The organism is Rhizobium sp. 10N427 (assembly GCF_056394605.1).
The window spans coordinates 493,081-508,989 of the sequence record NZ_JBFTID010000001.1 but is presented as its reverse complement, the minus strand read 5'-3'; the positions used below and the strand labels follow the sequence as shown (position 1 = coordinate 508,989).

Sequence of the window (15,909 nt, the reverse complement as noted above, 5' to 3'; positions counted from 1 at the left end):
ATTGTATACGATATACTGCGTAAATTGCAGACGAAAGCCTATTTCCTGTGCAGAATTTTCACTGCCTCTAATTTGCGCTTAAGCCAGTCTAATCCTGTTTTCCGTTGAATCCCATGGCTTTGACGCAGTGCAGCAGAAACTGGCACGGCAGATGCATTGTCTTACTCGAACAGGGGAAGACATGATGTCGAAAGCGGCAGAGATCGATATTGCATCCGTTTCCAAGGTCTATGGCAGCACGACGGCCGTGCATGCCATCAGCCTCAAGATCCCGGCGGGATCCTACTGCTGCTTCCTTGGTCCATCCGGTTGCGGCAAGACCTCGACATTGCGGATGATCGCCGGTCACGAGAGCATATCCTCCGGCGATGTCCGCCTCGGCAATACCGTCGTCACCGACTTTCCGCCCGCCAAGCGCGGCACGGCGATGATGTTCCAGTCCTACGCGCTGTTTCCGCATCTCGACCTGATCGACAACGTCGCCTTCAGCCTGAAGATGAAGGGCGTCGAGAAGGACGAGCGCCGGGCCAAGGCGCTCGAGATGCTGAAGCTGATGCAGATGGAGGCCTATGCGACGCGCCGGCCGGCGCAGCTCTCCGGTGGCCAGCAGCAGCGTGTGGCGCTTGCCCGCGCCCTGATTACCGATCCGGAAGCATTGCTGCTCGACGAGCCGCTATCGGCGCTCGACCCGTTTCTGAAGATCCGCATGCGCGCTGAACTCAAGAAGCTGCAGAAGACGCTCGGCATCACCTTCGTGCATGTGACGCACAGCCAGGAAGAGGCGATGGCGCTCGCCGATGTGATCGTCATCATGAACGACGGCAAGATCGAGCAGGCGGCGCCTCCGCGCGAGGTCTTCGAGCGTCCGGCGACGGCTTTCGTCGCCCGCTTCATGGGCGACCACAATGTTCTCTCGGGCCGCGTGACCTCCGTCAAGGACGACATGCTGGTGCTCGAGGCGCCGGAGGGGCAGACCTTCTCGGTGCGCGGCGACGGCAGGCTTGTGGGCGAAGCCGTCGATATCGGCATCCGTACCGATCGCGTCCGTCTTGAGGCGGCCAGCGACAAGACGCTCGGCTTCGGCGGCGTCGTTTCCAACATCGAATATCGCGGCGCGACGGTGAAACTCACCGTCATCGGTGCGGGCAGTGACGACTTCACGGTCATCGCGAGCGACGGCGATTATTTCGCCAAACCCGTATCGGTCGGCGATGCGGTGTCTCTGAGTTGGGCCCTCGAGGACGCCGTCCTCCTTGGCCGTGCATGAACCTTGCCATCAAAAAAAGGGGAACTGACATGACGACTGAAAAGACGACAACCAACACGGAGGCCGGGATTTCCCGCCGTTCGCTTCTGAAGACCGGCGCTGCGGCGATCGGTGCTGCCGCAGGCTCGGGCCTGATCACCGGCTTCCCGACGATCTGGGCGCAGTCCAACATCACGCTACGCCAGTTCGGCACAGGCGTTTCGAACCTCAACGACATCGCCGAGAAGTGCAAGGCCGACCTCGGCATCACGCTCGAGATGACGGCGACCGATTCCGATGCCGCAGCGCAGCGCGCCGTTACCCAGCCTGACAGCTACGACATCGCCGACATCGAATACTGGATCCTGAAGAAGGTCTATCCGACCGGCGTCATCCAGCCGATGGAAACCAAGAAGCTGAAATATTACGATCAGGTCGTACCGCTCTTCAAGACCGGCAAGCTGAAGGCTGACAGCGTCATCGCGCAGGGCACGGCGCCGCACACCGTCGGCTATGTCGAGGCCAAGGACGCCAAGACCTTTGCCAAGAGCGAGACCGAATTCTTCACGATGATGCCGACGATCTACAATGCCGATACGCTCGGCATCCGTCCCGATCTCGTCGGCCGCGATATCACCAGCTGGGCCGACATTCTCGATCCTGCTTTCAAGGGCAAGACCTCGATCCTCAACATTCCGTCGATCGGCATCATGGATGCGGCGATGATCATGGAAGCGGCCGGCAACATCAAATATGCCGACAAGGGCAACATGACCAAGGAAGAGATCGACAAGACGATCGACTTCCTGATCAAGACCAAGGGCGACGGCCAGTTCCGCGCCTTCTGGAAGAGCTTCGACGAGTCCGTCAACCTGATGGCATCGGGCGAAGTCGTCATCCAGTCGATGTGGTCGCCGGCCGTCGCCGCCGTCCGCTCCAAGGGCATCGCCTGCAAGTTCCAGCCGCTCAAGGAAGGCTACCGCTCGTGGGGCGGCGGTCTCGGCCTTGCCTCGCACCTCAAGGGCAAGGAACTCGACGCCGCCTACGAATACATCAACTGGTACACGTCCGGTTGGGTCGGCGGCTACCTCAACCGCCAGGGCTACTATTCCGCCTGCATGGACACCGCCAAGAAGTTCATGTCGGAAGACGAATGGGGCTACTGGATCGAGGGCAAGGCTGCAAAGGGCGACATCAAGGGCCCGGACGGCAAGGTCATGGAAAAGGCCGGTGCGGTGCGCGATGGCGGCTCCTTCGAGGAGCGCATGGGCCACGTCGCCTGCTGGAACTCGGTCATGGACGAAGACCGCTACATGGTCCGCCGCTGGAACGAGTTCATCGCTGCCTAAGGCGATTGCAAATGCCCTTCTCCCTTTGACGGGGAGAGGGGCTACCGATGTCCCTCATTCCTGTGCTCGTCACAGGAATCCAGCCAGCCCAAGTCCTTGGGCTGAAAGATTCTTCTCGCCGCGCAGACGCGCGTCGGCTGGATCCCTGTGACAAGCACAGGGATGAGGGCCGTGGGGATGCAGCCCACCGGCCAGATCAGATGGAGACCGAAGACATGGCGACGATCGCTTCTGCAGAGACAAACGAGAAAATCGGCCGCGTCCGCAGCACCGGCTTCCGCATGCCGCTTGCCGCCATCTCCTATCTCCAGGCGGTGCCACTCTTCGTCATCCTCGGCATCTTCTTCATCCTGCCGATCGCCATGATCGGTGTCGTCAGCTTCTGGGACTACGACTTCGCCGGGCTCTATCCGGCCTTCCTGACCATGAACTACACCGATACGCTCGGCTCGTGGGTCACCTGGAAGACCTATCTCAACACCCTCAAATTCACCGTTATCGTCTGGGCGCTGACGCTGTTCATCGGCTTCTGGGTCGCCTATTTCCTGGCCTTTCACATCCGCAAGACCTCGACGCAGATGATCCTCTTCCTCGTCTGCACCGTGCCGTTCATGACGTCCAACATCATCCGCATGATCTCGTGGATCCCGGTGCTCGGCCGCAACGGTCTCGTTAATTCCGCCCTCGTCTCATCAGGCATCGTGCCGCAGCCGATCGAATGGCTGCTCTATTCCGATTTCGCCGTGGTGCTTGCAATGGTCCATCTCTACACGCTGTTCATGGTGACCCCGATCTTCAACACGCTGATGCGCATCGACCGCTCGCTGTTCGAAGCGGCGCGCGATGCCGGCGCATCCGGCTGGCAGGTCCTCTGGAACGTCGTCATTCCGCTGGCAAAGCCCGGCATCGCCATCGGCTCGATCTTCGTGGTGACGCTGGTCATGGCCGATTTCTCGACGGTTCAGGTCATGTCCGGCGGCCAGAGCGCCTCGGTGGCGCTGATGATGAAGAACCAGATGTCGCTGCTGCAATATCCGGCCGCCGCCGCCAACGCCGTCGTGCTGCTGGTCGTCGTGCTGCTCATGGTCGCCGCGATCCTGCGTGTCGTCGATATCCGCAAGGAGCTTTGAGATGAACGGTGAAAGACGCGGCCTCGAATTCTACGCGCTGACGGCATTCTTCATCGTCTTCGTGCTTTTCCTCTACGGGCCGCTTTCGGCGATCCTGATCCTGTCCTTCCAGGGGCCGGACGGCGGCCTGACCTTCCCGCTGAACGGCGTTTCGCTGCACTGGTTCGCCAATCTGTTCGAGAGGCAGGCGGTCGGCGATTTCGGGGCGTCGTTCAAGCGCTCCTTCACGCTCGGCCTGATGGTGATGATCGTCACGGTGGTCGTCTCGCTGCTGGCGGGCCTTGCCTTCCGCAGAAAATTCCGCGGCGCGACGGCGCTGTTCTACGCAACGGTCGCCAGCCTCGTTGTGCCCTCGATCATCATCTCGCTCGGCATCGGCGTGGTCTTCCAGCAGAGCGGCCTGAAGCCCGCCTGGTATTCCTCGGCCTTCGGCGCCCATCTGACCTGGACCCTGCCCTTCGGCGTGCTGATCATGTTTGCCGTCTTCAACCGCTTCTCGCCGGCCTATGAAGAGGCGGCTCGCGATCTTGGCGCCACCTCCTGGCAGACCTTCCGCCATGTGGTTCTGCCGATGATCCTGCCGAGCCTGATCGGCGTCGGCCTGTTCGGTTTCACGCTCTCCTATGACGAATTCGCCCGCACGCTGATGACGTCGGGCAGCTACAACACGCTGCCGCTCGAAATCTACGGGATGACCACCAATGTCACGACGCCGGTGCTCTATGCGCTGGGCACGGTCACCACGGTCTTCTCCTTCACCATCATCCTCGGCACGCTCGGCATCATGATGATGCTTGGCCGCCGGCAGGCAAAGATCAGGTAACATGCGCATACTATTGGTAAACCCGAATACCACGGCCTCGATGACAGAGAAGGCCGCGGTTGCAGCCCGCGCGGTCGCTGCTGCAGGCACGGAGATCATCACCGCGACGTCGCGCATGGGGCCCGTTTCGATCGAGGGCCACTATGACGGCGCCATGGCGCTGCCGGGGCTGCTCGCGGAGCTGAAGGACAGGCAGGCGGAAGGCTATGATGCGGCCATCATCGCGTGCTTCGACGATACCGGGCTGGAGGCGGCTCGCAGCTTCTGCGACGTCCCGGTGCTCGGCCTTTGCGAATCCGCTGTTGCCACCGCCGGCTTTCTGGCCCAGCGCTTCACTGTGGTCACCACGCTGGAGCGTTCGCGGGTGCTGATCGACAATCTGGTTCGCCGCTATGGCATGGGCGACCGTGCCAAGGTGCGGGCCTCCGACATTCCGGTTCTCGAACTGGAGAACGAGGCATCCGGGGCGATCGGCAAGCTGCGGGCCGAGATTGAACGCGCCCTTGTAGAGGACGGCGCCGAGGCGATCGTGCTTGGCTGCGCCGGCATGACCGATCTCGCCCGCGAGCTGCAGGCGCATTACGGCGTGCCCGTCGTCGATGGCGTCGCGGCTGCGGTCAAGCAGGCGGAGGCGCTGGTATCGCTTGGTTTGTCGACCAGCAAGCGCGGCTCCTATGCCTCACCGCTTCCCAAACCCTATCTCGGCGCCATGAGCCAATTCGCTCCTGCCGGCTGACATTCGCCGCGTCACCTTGCCGCCATCACGGCTTCGCCGTTCACTCTGTCCTCGACAGGTTCCGTTTCAGGTGCTTTGCTGAGCCTGCACTCGCGCGTCCTTTCCCAGAATGCGGAGCGGTTCTCGCATAAGGCGCGAACGAAGGATCAGACCATTGACGCAGCCGACCACGCCGCCGGGGGCACCCGGAATTCTGCCGCGCTGGACATCGAGCGACAAGTCCGCCGTTGGGCGCGCGCCCGGGGAAGCCGGTCAGGTCTGGTTCACCGCCAGCCACGGTATCCTCAACGAGGTCTACGCGCCGCGGCTCGATCAGGCGAGCATCCGCGATTTCGGCTTCGCCGTCACCGCGAAGGACTATTTCTCCGAGGAAAAGCGTGACGCCGATCATGTCGTCGAGACGCTGGAGGACGGCGTTCCGGCATTCCGGCTGATCAACACGGCGAAGGACGGGCGCTACCGGATCACCAAAACGATCCTTTCGGATCCCGACCGCGAAGTCGTGCTGCAGGAGATCCAGTTCGAGGCGCTGATTGGGGCGCTCTCCGACTACCAGCTTCACGCAATCATATCGCCGCATCTCGTCAATGGCGGCGCCAACAACACCGGCTGGTACGACGATTTCAAGGGGCATCCGATGCTCTTCGCCTATGGGACAGGCCGGTCGCTGGCCGTTGCCTCGTCGGTGCCGTGGCTTGCCCGTTCGGCCGGTTTCGTCGGCTTTTCCGATGCCTGGCAGACATTGTCGCGCGGCGAGGGGCTGCGGCAGGAGTATCAACGCGCCGAAGACGGCAATGTGGCGCTCGGCGGCACGCTCGATCTGTCGCAGACCGGGGGCCGGGCGCTGATCGCGCTCGGCTTCGGAACGCAGCCGGAAGAGGCGGCCTTCCGTGTGTTGCTCAGCCTGCAGCAGGGCATCGAGCCCGCACTCAAAGCCTACAAGTCCGGATGGCGTACATGGCAGAGCGGGCTGCTTCCCCTCGATGAGCCGCATGATCCGCGCGAACTCAACCGCTATCGCGTCAGCACCGCCGTCCTCGCCACCCATCGTGACGATGCCTCGGGCGCAATCATTGCCAGCCTCTCCATTCCCTGGGGCTCGTCGAAGGGCGATGATGATCTTGGCGGCTATCATCTTGTCTGGACGCGCGATCTCGTCGAAACGGCAGGCGGGCTGCTCGCGGCCGGAGCACATGCCGATGCGCTCGAGGTTCTCGACTATCTGGTCGCGACCCAGGAGGCCGACGGCCATTGGGTGCAGAATTCCTGGCTCGACGGGCGGCCCTACTGGAAGGGCATCCAGATGGACGAGACCGCTTTTCCGATGCTGCTCTATGACATGCTGCTCAGAGCCAAGGTCATTGGTCCATCCGATGCCGGGCGCTATCAGGGCATGGTCAGGGCCGCGGCCCGATACGTCGTCCGTAACGGCCCGGCAACCCAGCAGGACCGGTGGGAGGAAGATGGCGGCTTCTCGCCTTTCACGCTCGCGGTCGAGATCGCCGGGCTGCTGGCCGCTGCGGACGCTATGGACGCTGTATCGGACCGCGATCTGGCGCGCTATCTGAGGGAAGTCGCAGACAGCTGGAACGAGCAGATCGAAAGCTGGACCTATGCGAGGAATACGGCGCTGTCGCAAAGCCTCGGCATCGACGGCTATTACATGCGGATCGGCAGTTTCACCGGCGAAGGCCATGCGCGGTCACCCGCACTGGTGCCGATCAAGAACCGCGACAATGCCGGTATGACGCTGGAATCCGGCCTGCTCGTCAGCCCCGATGCGCTGGCGCTGGTGCGTTTCGGTTTGCGGGCGGCGGACGATCCGCGGATCGTCAACACGGTCAAGGCGATCGACTCGCTGCTAAAGCGGGATCTTCCCGCCGGGCCCTACTGGTATCGCTATAACGAGGATGGCTACGGTGAGAAGGAAGACGGCTCGCCGTTTGATGGCGCGGGTATCGGCCGCCTCTGGCCGCTTCTGACAGGCGAGCGGGCGCATTTCGAAATTGCGGCCGGAAGAAAAGATGAGGCGGCGCGGTTGCTCGCAACGCTGGAAGCATCGGCAAGCGATGGCGGATTGCTGCCGGAGCAGATCTGGGACGAGGCGGACATTGCCGACAAGGAGCTATTCCTCGGCCGTCCCTCGGGAAGCGCCATGCCGCTCGTCTGGGCGCATGCCGAACATATCAAGCTGTTGCGATCGCTGAAGGATGGGGCGGTGTTCGACATGCCGCCGCAGACGCTGAAGCGCTATGTGCAGGGTAAGCCGGTACCGGCGCCTTGGGTCTGGCGCACGAATTCGACGACGGACTATGTGCCATCTGGCCGGTTGCTACGCTTCGAACTGTTCGAGCCCGCTTTGATCCATTGGTCTGCCGATGGCTGGAAAACGACGCAGGATATCGATACGGCCGATAGTTCGATGGGCACCCACCTCGCCGACGTGCCGACCGCCGCTTTCCCAGCGGGATCGGCGATCTCCTTCACGATTTTCTGGAAGGACCGCAACAGCTGGGAGGGCCGTGATTTCAGGATCGAGGTCACCACGCACTAGCCCGAACGCGGAAGTGCCCGCGCCTTTTCAAATCAACTCCGTCGGAAGAAGCAGGATTTCCTCATGGACACGCCCAACAACGCCGCCGAAACGCATCAGACAACGCAAACGGTGCTCGCCATCGATCTCGGCGGCTCACATGTGAAAGTCCACCTGAGCACCGGCGGCGAAAAGCGCGCCGTCGTTTCGGGGCCAGACATGTCGCCCGACAAGATGGTGAAGGCGGTGCGCGAGATGGCGGAGGGCTGGAATTACGATGTCATCGGCATGGGCTATCCGGGTCCTGTCTCGGACAACAAGCCTTCGCTTGATCCGCACAATCTTGCGGCCGGATGGAAGGACTACGATTTCGAAAAGGCCTTCGGCAAGCCGCTGAAGCTGGTCAACGACGCCTTGATGCAGGCGATCGGCAGCTACGAGGGCGGGCGCATGCTGTTTCTCGGGTTGGGCACCGGGCTGGGCGCGGCGATGGTCGCCGACAGCGTCTGTCTGCCGATGGAACTGGCGCATCTTCCCTACAAAAAGAAAAAGACCTTCGAGGACTATGTCGGCCTCCGCGGGCTGGAGGCGGATGGAAAGGCCAAATGGCGGAAGTCCGTGGCGGATGTCGCCGAGCGCCTGCGCGCTGCCCTGCAGCCCGACTATATCGTCATCGGTGGCGGCAATGTCGACAAGATCAAGGACCTGCCGGACAATTGCCGCCTCGGCGACAACGAAAACGCTTTCAAAGGCGGCTTCCGGATATGGCAGGATCCGGCCTTGAGGCTCCGCAGCAGTCTAGCGTGAACTTGGGGTCAGGCATTGTATAAGTTCATGTGCCTCACTAGCTGCAGCAGCGTCATCGGATGGCGGTCGCCTTTTGCCGCTAACGTGGAGCGCCGTCCGCCTTGATCGTCAGTTTCAACTGGCCAACGTCCTTCTCAAGTTGGCTAAGCTTATCTCCAAGGGCCGCGCCGTTCTTCGGATAGTAAAGAACACCCGCCGCACCACTTTCGGCAGGCACATTATAGCTACTAGGGGTATTTTCTTCACAGATCACAACCACACCGGAGGTGCCGCTGAGCTCCACAACGATCTGATAGCCATCACCCGCGTCCGGATTGAGATTCTGAAGCGTGACCTCAGAATCAATTGGCTTACCGCACTCATCCACTTTCACACCTTTGTAGGGCACGGAACCGTCCCAAACTGTGATTGCTCTGAGATCTTCTGTAAACCTGACGATTACTTTGCACGGCATAACCGAACTCCTATTCTCGCAAGGTGAATTAGTCGTTGCTCAAACGGCCGCCGCGATGCGCCATTCTGAGCGTTATCGCGTATGAGCTCGGTGATCTCTTGCCGGGCAACTGGGCCTCCAGAATGAGCGCCCGCGCGTCGGCAAAGGCCGTCGAGATTTCCAGGATTTGCGTGGACGCCGTGATCCGCCACATCTGGTATTTCTCTTGCTTATCAAAGCCGCAACCGACAGCAGGTCGTGCTATCGGCCCAGTGATTATGAAGATGCGAGTGGTATCAAGCCTGTAGCAGTGCCCTTCGAAGGCGTATCCATAAGCAAGCACTGTGTAAGCTGTGATGCCGACATTGCTGGCGAGCTTAAGCTGAAGATCCGTGCCTTTCGCAAATCCAACGTCAATATGGGCTGTATCATTCGTGTCATTCAGATCGATCCCGTAGAGGATGATCTCATCCGCCACGTAGCGGGGTCCAGAAGGTGCTGGAATGCTCTCATATGTCATCGATGCGTCCCCCTCAGGTTGTCAAAGGATTTCACGCCACCTCATGCAATCTTCCAGTTGGTCGATATAGGCGGAGCCGCGGCCCTGCCATGCGGTCTCGAGAAATGCCCCGGCAGCATTTGGGAATGTCACGCTGTCGGGTTCGAGATCGTGCCACGAGCCGACAAGAGCCTCGCCGACGATGTCGCGAGCCTCCTGCAGGGCGGCTTTGGTGGCAAAATGGTTCAGATCGGCGGATCGCCTTGAGTTGCGCAGCGCTTCTTCGATCAGAGCCGGCGCCATCTGCTGGCGAAGGTCGCTGTAGCGGCGCGGATCGATCTTCGACAATCCGCGCTCAAAGAGCAGCGATTGATAGACCTCGATCAGACAGTCGAAAATGCCGGCGGCAAACGGCTTCGACCTGTCGTGCACCTCGCTGCTGACATCGCTGAGGCGAAGCGCGTTGTTGAAGGATCGCAGCTGCTTTTCGGCGCTGAGCTCGGCGAAACGGTCGAGCTCGTTGTGCACGAGCAGGTTTCCGCCGGTCCGGCGCAGCAGGCGATCGACCGCCGTATCGAATTGCAGCAGGCCGAGCAGTGATATCAGGTCGGCGACCGCTTCATGATAGGAGAAGAAATCGCTGCCACGCCCGTCGCTCTGGAGAATGCCGAGTTCACTGAGCAGCACGAGATGCCCCATTTCATGGGCAACGGCGTCGAAATTCAGCGCGAAGCAGGATGCCGGGGTCTCCGGTTGTTCTTCTCCCAATTCCAGGAAGCCGAAGCCGGATTGTGCGTTTTCCCAATGGGCGATGCGCGGGACGATCTCTAGCCGCTCAAGCGTCGGCTCGAAGAACCAGCCGATGGCATGCCCGGCATAACTCTCGCAGATATCGAGAACGCGGCGGGCACAGGCATAGCTGTGCGTCGAGAGGAATTGCGGTGAATCCGGACCGATATGATCAAAATGTCCGTCGGGTCCAGGCTCAACCGGCGGCAGCAAAAGCCCGGGATAGGGAGGAATATCCGGCGCGAGATACGGGATCTTCTCCTCGGCCGGGCTGACTACATACATGCGCTTGTCGGAAGGCCCCGCGAGAACGGGACCGGCGGACGGTCCGATCCACACGACTTCGGGCTTCTCATACCCAAGGATGTAGGGAGGCTGCGGAAAAATGAGGAAGCGTGTCCCCAATGGCTGCGCTACAGCTGCCAGATGATCTGCGCTCTTCGGGTGAGTAACGGCATCCAAGGCTGCCTCCGTCGCTTCTGTTCAAAGCAAGCAACAGGCGGCCTTATATCAGAGAAACTGTACTTTCGGCAAGAGATTGTCGAGTAAGTTGCATGACTCCATATCGTAAGCGAAGGCTTCCGTAAGCTCAAAATGGCAATGAATGGGTGTTTCGAAACCTATTCTTCTCCGGTATTTCAAATAGTTCAGGAGAGAGATCGCGTCCGTTTTCTTCCGGCTGATCGCTCCAGTCTTTAGCCAATTCTTCAAGGACATTATTTCGTTCGTCAGCGCCAAATGGCTTTCTGCAGCCGAGATGAAGCTCGAGAAGGACCGGTTGCGGAAATGAAGCGTGCGCGCGACCGCTTCAAGCCGGCGCCGGAGGGATGCGCCGATCACACCCTCCCGTTGCGCCTGCTTCAGCGTCAGTCTGATATCGATCATGGCCTCGCCCAGCCTTCGCGATCCAAATTCCACTGGTGCCATCGGCACGGCGACATCGGCATCGTCGGCAAGCGGAAACCGCCGGTACCAGCGATAGATCATGCCATGCCCGATCATGCCTTCGCCTGCGAGTTCGGCCGCGCGCAGCGCGCCAATACTGGCCGCGCCGTAGACGTGCACGCCTTTCGACATCGCCCACAGGATCTCCTGATGGCGTACGCCGGGCGCCTGCGCAAAGACGCCGTCGATGATCGCGATCGTTGCCGGAGCGTGCGTGATCACGGCTCTGATGATGTCGCCGCCGCCTGCCGGAGGTTCGTAGACTGCATCGAGATGTGTTTGCGCCTCGATCGCATCCAATGATGGGCCGAGGAATACAACGATATCAGCGCCCAACATCGGCCTCCGGGTTCGTCTGTAGCGGTGGCGTGATGACCCGGACCACATGAAGAGGGATCGTCTCATCCACATGAAGGCTGACCAGGATGGCTGCTCTTGCACCGGCGTGCCGAAGGGCGCGCCCGATCCGCCGGAGCGGGCGATCTTGTTCAGGCCTGCCGGTTTCGGCAAAAGCGCTCCCGCCACGGGAAAGCTGCGCGCGCCACTCCCAGAGCTCTGATTCATCAGGATAGCGGTAGAGTTCAGCGCTGATATCGTCCCGTGCGGCGGAGATGACGCCAAGCCGCGACTGGCAGGCCTCGAGCAGGGCGGATGTCAGGGCCGCGTCGTCGGTAAGCGCGCATCCGAAGCCCTCTGCGGGTAACGGCGCGAATGGAGCTCTACCGGCGTCCTCCATCACATGACACCAATAGACAGGCAGATCGTGCGGCGCCGGAATTTTCCAGATGCCGATGATGAAGCCGGTCCCGGACAGGCGGCGCAGAACTTCCGAAGCCTTGCCGGCTTGAACGGAGCGCGCGTCGACCTGATAGCGATCGAAGAAATGCGGCGTGGCCATCGCCTCGCATCGCGCGTGACGCTCGAGACATTCGAGGCACGCATGCGCAACGGCACCTTCGAGGCTTGTCCCGGCTGCAAGGCCCGTCGTGTCCCGAGGCATCCAGGCCGGATGCGGCGATGGAAAGGTATAGGCGGAATCGGCGAGGCCAAGCGGAACCGGCATTGCCTGTCCCGAAAACAGATCGACGCCATTGATCCAGGATAGTGCGGTGTCCTTTGTTCCTTGAAGATGGGTCCAAAATCCTTGAGGGTCCAGCCCTCCAAGCGTTCCCTCGAAGACGCGCGCGGGGTCGATCCTTTCCGACGCCCAGCCTTCGAGAGATTCCATCAGCCCCGAAATCGCCGCCAGTGGAACGGTCAACCCCTTGCCTTGGCTGACCGCGACGGAGAGCGAGCGCGGCCGCACCACCTGGACCACCGGGATGCCGATCCAGTCGAGTTCGGTCACCGAACCCAGCCTGGTGATCCCGTAGTCACGTTTTCGTTCAAGGATGCGCCGGACGGTCCCGGCAGGATCGGGCGGGGAGGGTATCCGCCCGTTCTCAAGCATGGCCGAAAACGCTTCGCCCGCGATCTCGTCCATGGCTCAAAGCCCTGCCAATTCATCGAGATCGCGTTTTGCCCGCCCGGCGAGCCAGACAGCTTTTTGCGTTTCCGCGATGCGGACTGCCTTTGCGAAATCCCTGATGACTTCGGGCGCCTTGTGCTGCAGCTGGCGCTTGAGATTGGCGCGCCGCCGGTAGAGCTCCGCGAGCCAGAACAGCTGGCCGCTTGCGCTTCCTGCCGCGATTGCAGTTTGCAGCGCTTCCATGGCCTCGGCAGGTCTGCCGGTGAGTTGCAGCACCTGCGCATGCATGTCGCTATGCATGGAGAGATTGTCGTCGGTGCCCAGCTGTTGCTGAAGCGTCAGCCCGTCTTGGAAGCGGTCTGCCCCGCGGCGCCCTGCAGAGCGCATCAGCTCGGCCCAGCCACAATACATGTTGGCACGGGCCTGGCTGGCCGAGAGACCGTGTCGGCCGGCCAGCGCATACATCTGCTCGCCAAGGGCATGAACGTCGTCAAAGCGGTCCTGGCATCGCCTGAGGACGATCGCATAATAGAGCGCGTGCACCATGGTGCCGGCATGATTGGTTGCTTCAGCCCAGTCGAGGCAGGTGGCGATCGCATTCTCGCTATCGTCAGGACGGCCGAGAAGCAGATAGGAAAGCGCGCTCTCGCCCAGTCCGCACACCTTCGCATCGTGTCCGCCGAAGAAGGCACGATTCCTGACCGCCCGCTCGGGGTCGTAGAGATGAAGTCCCCTGGAGACACAGTCGAGACAGAATTCGTGCTCACCGGCATGGAAGCTCGTCGCCCACCCGCAGTGAAAAGACTGAAGTCTTGTCTCGTCATCCTCGACGCTCTGCATGTCGGCAACGAGAATCCGGGCGCGGGTCTGCTGCTCCAGCACGGTAGGCGCGGTGAACCACCATCCCCAATAAACCGGGAAATGCCTCGCGCGGACCGGCGGCGGCTGCGTCCGCAACAGCTGCATGGCGCGCGAATAGACCCGCTGGGCGGCTTTCGAGCCCTCTCCTTCGAGCGCGGTCGCGACAACACCTTGAACTTCCAGCAGTCTGAGCCGCAGGTCGGCCCGGCCGTTGCGTGCCGCGGTCACGCGCCTGAGCTCCTCTGCGCAGAGTGCGATCGAAATGCCAGCTTCATTCATGGCGGAGCGCGAGACGCTGGCCTCGGCTGCTTCCAGGGCGAACCTGGCCGCATCTTCGTGCAATCCCGCCTCGGCGCATTGCCAGGCGGCGATTGCGGCAGGCAGGCTTGGCACCTCCTCGCCGATCAACCGTTCTGCGATCAGCCGGTGGATGCGGCGCCTGTCGGTTTTCAGGAGGCTGCCATAAGCGGCCTCCTGCATCAGCACATGCCGGAACCGGAAAGTGTCGCGGGCCTCGGGCACGAGCTCGATAATCCCCTCAGCGATAAGCCGCGCGACCGGATGGTCGGGCGGCTGCCGGGCAATACTGTCGAGAAGATGCATCAGCAGCGGGAGGCTGAACTCACGGCCGATGACGCTGGCGATCTGGGCTGTCAGCCTGGCAGACCCGCTTCCGGCAAGCCGGGCGGCCAGCAGATCGTTGAGCGACGTCACACCGCCTTCCGTCAGCTGTCTTTTCCACTCTGCGGGCGATCCGGCCAGCGCATTGCGCGAGCGGAAAAAGCTGGCCAGCTCCTCGCCGTAAAGCGGCATGCCATCGCTCTGATCCAGAATGAAATCCGATAGTCCAGGCGGCGCCGGCTTGCCCCAGATCGAGGTTACGAGGTCCCGCACCGCATCGGATGCCAGACCGGACAGGGTGATTTCGGTGGCGCCCGCCGGTGCGCCTGCCAGCCTCGACGTTTGGATCACGAGGATCGGCTGCTCGGCGGCCAGCGCCCGGAGACGCTCCAGAAGCCCCAGCGTCATGCCATCGGCCCAATGAACATCCTCAAAGACGATCAGCGCCGGAGAGGCCGGTGCATTGCAGGTGAGAACATGCGCGGCGGCTTCGATGACGGACTGCCTGAACGCGCGCCCGGATAGATCGGATGTGCGGAGACTGCCAGACATCGCGGTCGTCGCGCTGGCCGTGAAATTGGCGAGCGGCTCGATCAGCTTCCTATCGACAGGCCGCCCCGACAGAACCAGGGCGTCGTTGAATGCCGCTATCCCGCCATCCCTGAGAGCGGGCGAAGCGCCAAGCCGGTCGATGAAGGCCGTGAATGGAAAGAGCGGCTGCCCCTCCAGACGGCGGCCGCATTGCAGGATGGCAAGGTCCTGCGGCCGTGTCTTTGTCCTGCTGATGAACTCATCGACGACGCGTGATTTGCCGATGCCGGCCTCACCGGTCAGCGCGATCGAGCTGCCCCTCCCATCAAGGGCCGAACGCCACGCATCGGAAAGAATGGCAAGCTCGCTGGTCCTGCCGCGGAGCGGCGGCCGCTCGCTTGCGATGGACTGTTCGTTGGCCGCCGCCGGATGCCGGTCCTTGGGACGCCAGAGCGCGACCGGTTCGTCGAAACCCTTGAGATTGGCCTCCCGGATGAAGGAATAGTCGAAAGCCCCTTGCGTCAAGCGGACAGTCGAGTCGGCCACAAGCACCGAATTCGGGTCTGCCTCGCCCTGGAGGCGGGCCGCCAGTATCGGCGCAGCGCCAACGATTTCGTCGCCCTCCGCGGAGAAGACGACGAAACTGGTGGCGATCCCGATTCTGAGTTTCAGCGGCCGCCCTGTCCGGCCCTTCGGCTTGGTCAGGGATCCGACCAGTTCCAGTGATGCCCGAACCGCGCTTTCGGCGGCGTCTTCGGATTGATTGGGAAAGCCGAAATAGCAACAGCCGCCATCACCAAGCCGCTGATGAACGAAGCCGCCATGCTTGGCGATGATCGCATCCGCGCTTTGGTGGAGTGCTGAAACGGAGCGGAAGAACTGTTCGGGCTCGGTTCGCAGCAACAGCTCGGTAGAGCCGACAATATCGTAGAAAAGTGCCGTCACCTGACGGCGCTCGCCCGCAAATCGAAATCGCGCTTGAATCTTCTTCATGGCGAGCTTGCCCACATTCACGGCATCGCCAAGGACAACCGATTTACGGCCGTGATGCAAGCATTTCATGCCTAATCGCTAATATAAAGCGCGGCATTCCCGGCTAATCGCTGATTGTTTCCTGCCTTGCATAGAATAACCGCAA

Annotated in this window: 13 protein-coding genes; 7 read left to right on the top strand and 6 right to left on the bottom strand. The window is 61.6% G+C overall.

Going from position 1 to position 15,909, the window contains the following annotated elements; translation table 11 throughout:
• Positions 1-184 precede the first annotated feature (184 nt).
• From AC1DIJ_RS02145 to AC1DIJ_RS02115, 7 genes are all read left to right on the top strand, one after another.
• On the top strand, positions 185-1,267 hold the full coding sequence (locus AC1DIJ_RS02145) for an ABC transporter ATP-binding protein (protein WP_112388682.1): 1,083 nt from the start codon (positions 185-187) through the stop codon (positions 1,265-1,267).
• A 29-nt stretch (positions 1,268-1,296) separates the two neighbouring features.
• Positions 1,297-2,595 (top strand): ABC transporter substrate-binding protein, encoded by a 1,299-nt coding sequence (locus tag AC1DIJ_RS02140; RefSeq protein ID WP_112388681.1) that lies wholly within the window; start codon positions 1,297-1,299, stop codon positions 2,593-2,595.
• A 215-nt stretch (positions 2,596-2,810) separates the two neighbouring features.
• A complete protein-coding gene (locus AC1DIJ_RS02135) occupies positions 2,811-3,725 on the top strand; it encodes an ABC transporter permease (RefSeq protein ID WP_112389032.1) in 915 nt (304 codons plus the stop codon).
• 1 nt (position 3,726) lies between these two features.
• Positions 3,727-4,548, top strand: coding sequence for an ABC transporter permease (locus AC1DIJ_RS02130; protein ID WP_112388680.1), 822 nt, complete (start codon positions 3,727-3,729; stop codon positions 4,546-4,548).
• A gap of 1 nt (position 4,549) precedes the next feature.
• The gene (locus tag AC1DIJ_RS02125) at positions 4,550-5,284 is read left to right on the top strand and encodes an aspartate/glutamate racemase family protein (protein WP_112388679.1); all 735 of its coding nucleotides are present in this window, start codon (positions 4,550-4,552) and stop codon (positions 5,282-5,284) included.
• Positions 5,285-5,393: 109 nt separating this feature from the next.
• Positions 5,394-7,838 (top strand): glucan 1,4-alpha-glucosidase, encoded by a 2,445-nt coding sequence (locus AC1DIJ_RS02120; protein ID WP_112388678.1) that lies wholly within the window; start codon positions 5,394-5,396, stop codon positions 7,836-7,838.
• A 63-nt stretch (positions 7,839-7,901) separates the two neighbouring features.
• Positions 7,902-8,624 (top strand): ROK family protein, encoded by a 723-nt coding sequence (locus AC1DIJ_RS02115; RefSeq protein WP_112388677.1) that lies wholly within the window; start codon positions 7,902-7,904, stop codon positions 8,622-8,624.
• Between the two features lie 79 nt (positions 8,625-8,703).
• Here the strand turns inward: AC1DIJ_RS02115 and AC1DIJ_RS02110 are convergent, their stop codons facing one another.
• From AC1DIJ_RS02110 to AC1DIJ_RS02085, 6 genes are all read right to left on the bottom strand, one after another.
• Positions 8,704-9,012, bottom strand: coding sequence for a hypothetical protein (locus tag AC1DIJ_RS02110; RefSeq protein ID WP_162706000.1), 309 nt, complete (start codon positions 9,010-9,012; stop codon positions 8,704-8,706).
• Between the two features lie 94 nt (positions 9,013-9,106).
• A complete protein-coding gene (locus AC1DIJ_RS02105) occupies positions 9,107-9,577 on the bottom strand; it encodes an immunoglobulin domain-containing family protein (RefSeq protein WP_112388675.1) in 471 nt (156 codons plus the stop codon).
• Between the two features lie 21 nt (positions 9,578-9,598).
• Complete coding sequence (locus AC1DIJ_RS02100; RefSeq protein WP_112388674.1) at positions 9,599-10,807, bottom strand: gluzincin family metallopeptidase; 1,209 nt, start codon at positions 10,805-10,807, stop codon at positions 9,599-9,601.
• Positions 10,808-10,855: 48 nt separating this feature from the next.
• Positions 10,856-11,626: a TfuA-like protein gene (locus AC1DIJ_RS02095; RefSeq protein WP_112388673.1), complete on the bottom strand. Its 771-nt coding sequence runs from the start codon at positions 11,624-11,626 to the stop codon at positions 10,856-10,858.
• Positions 11,616-12,773 (bottom strand): YcaO-like family protein, encoded by a 1,158-nt coding sequence (locus tag AC1DIJ_RS02090; RefSeq protein WP_112388672.1) that lies wholly within the window; start codon positions 12,771-12,773, stop codon positions 11,616-11,618. The genes AC1DIJ_RS02095 and AC1DIJ_RS02090 overlap by 11 nt, the downstream gene beginning before the upstream one ends.
• Before the next feature lie 3 nt (positions 12,774-12,776).
• Positions 12,777-15,764: an ATP-binding protein gene (locus tag AC1DIJ_RS02085; protein ID WP_112389031.1), complete on the bottom strand. Its 2,988-nt coding sequence runs from the start codon at positions 15,762-15,764 to the stop codon at positions 12,777-12,779.
• Between the last annotated feature and the right edge of the window lie 145 nt (positions 15,765-15,909).

Coding starts and splice junctions, on each gene's coding strand:
- AC1DIJ_RS02120 (WP_112388678.1), top strand. CDS start 5,394: ATGCGGAGCGGTTCTCGCATAAGGCGCGAACGAAGGATCAGACCATTG.
- AC1DIJ_RS02115 (WP_112388677.1), top strand. CDS start 7,902: ATGGACACGCCCAACAACGCCGCCGAAACGCATCAGACAACGCAAACG.
- AC1DIJ_RS02145 (WP_112388682.1), top strand. CDS start 185: ATGTCGAAAGCGGCAGAGATCGATATTGCATCCGTTTCCAAGGTCTAT.
- AC1DIJ_RS02105 (WP_112388675.1), bottom strand. CDS start 9,577: ATGACATATGAGAGCATTCCAGCACCTTCTGGACCCCGCTACGTGGCG.
- AC1DIJ_RS02140 (WP_112388681.1), top strand. CDS start 1,297: ATGACGACTGAAAAGACGACAACCAACACGGAGGCCGGGATTTCCCGC.
- AC1DIJ_RS02125 (WP_112388679.1), top strand. CDS start 4,550: ATGCGCATACTATTGGTAAACCCGAATACCACGGCCTCGATGACAGAG.
- AC1DIJ_RS02085 (WP_112389031.1), bottom strand. CDS start 15,764: ATGAAGAAGATTCAAGCGCGATTTCGATTTGCGGGCGAGCGCCGTCAG.
- AC1DIJ_RS02130 (WP_112388680.1), top strand. CDS start 3,727: ATGAACGGTGAAAGACGCGGCCTCGAATTCTACGCGCTGACGGCATTC.
- AC1DIJ_RS02090 (WP_112388672.1), bottom strand. CDS start 12,773: ATGGACGAGATCGCGGGCGAAGCGTTTTCGGCCATGCTTGAGAACGGG.
- AC1DIJ_RS02135 (WP_112389032.1), top strand. CDS start 2,811: ATGGCGACGATCGCTTCTGCAGAGACAAACGAGAAAATCGGCCGCGTC.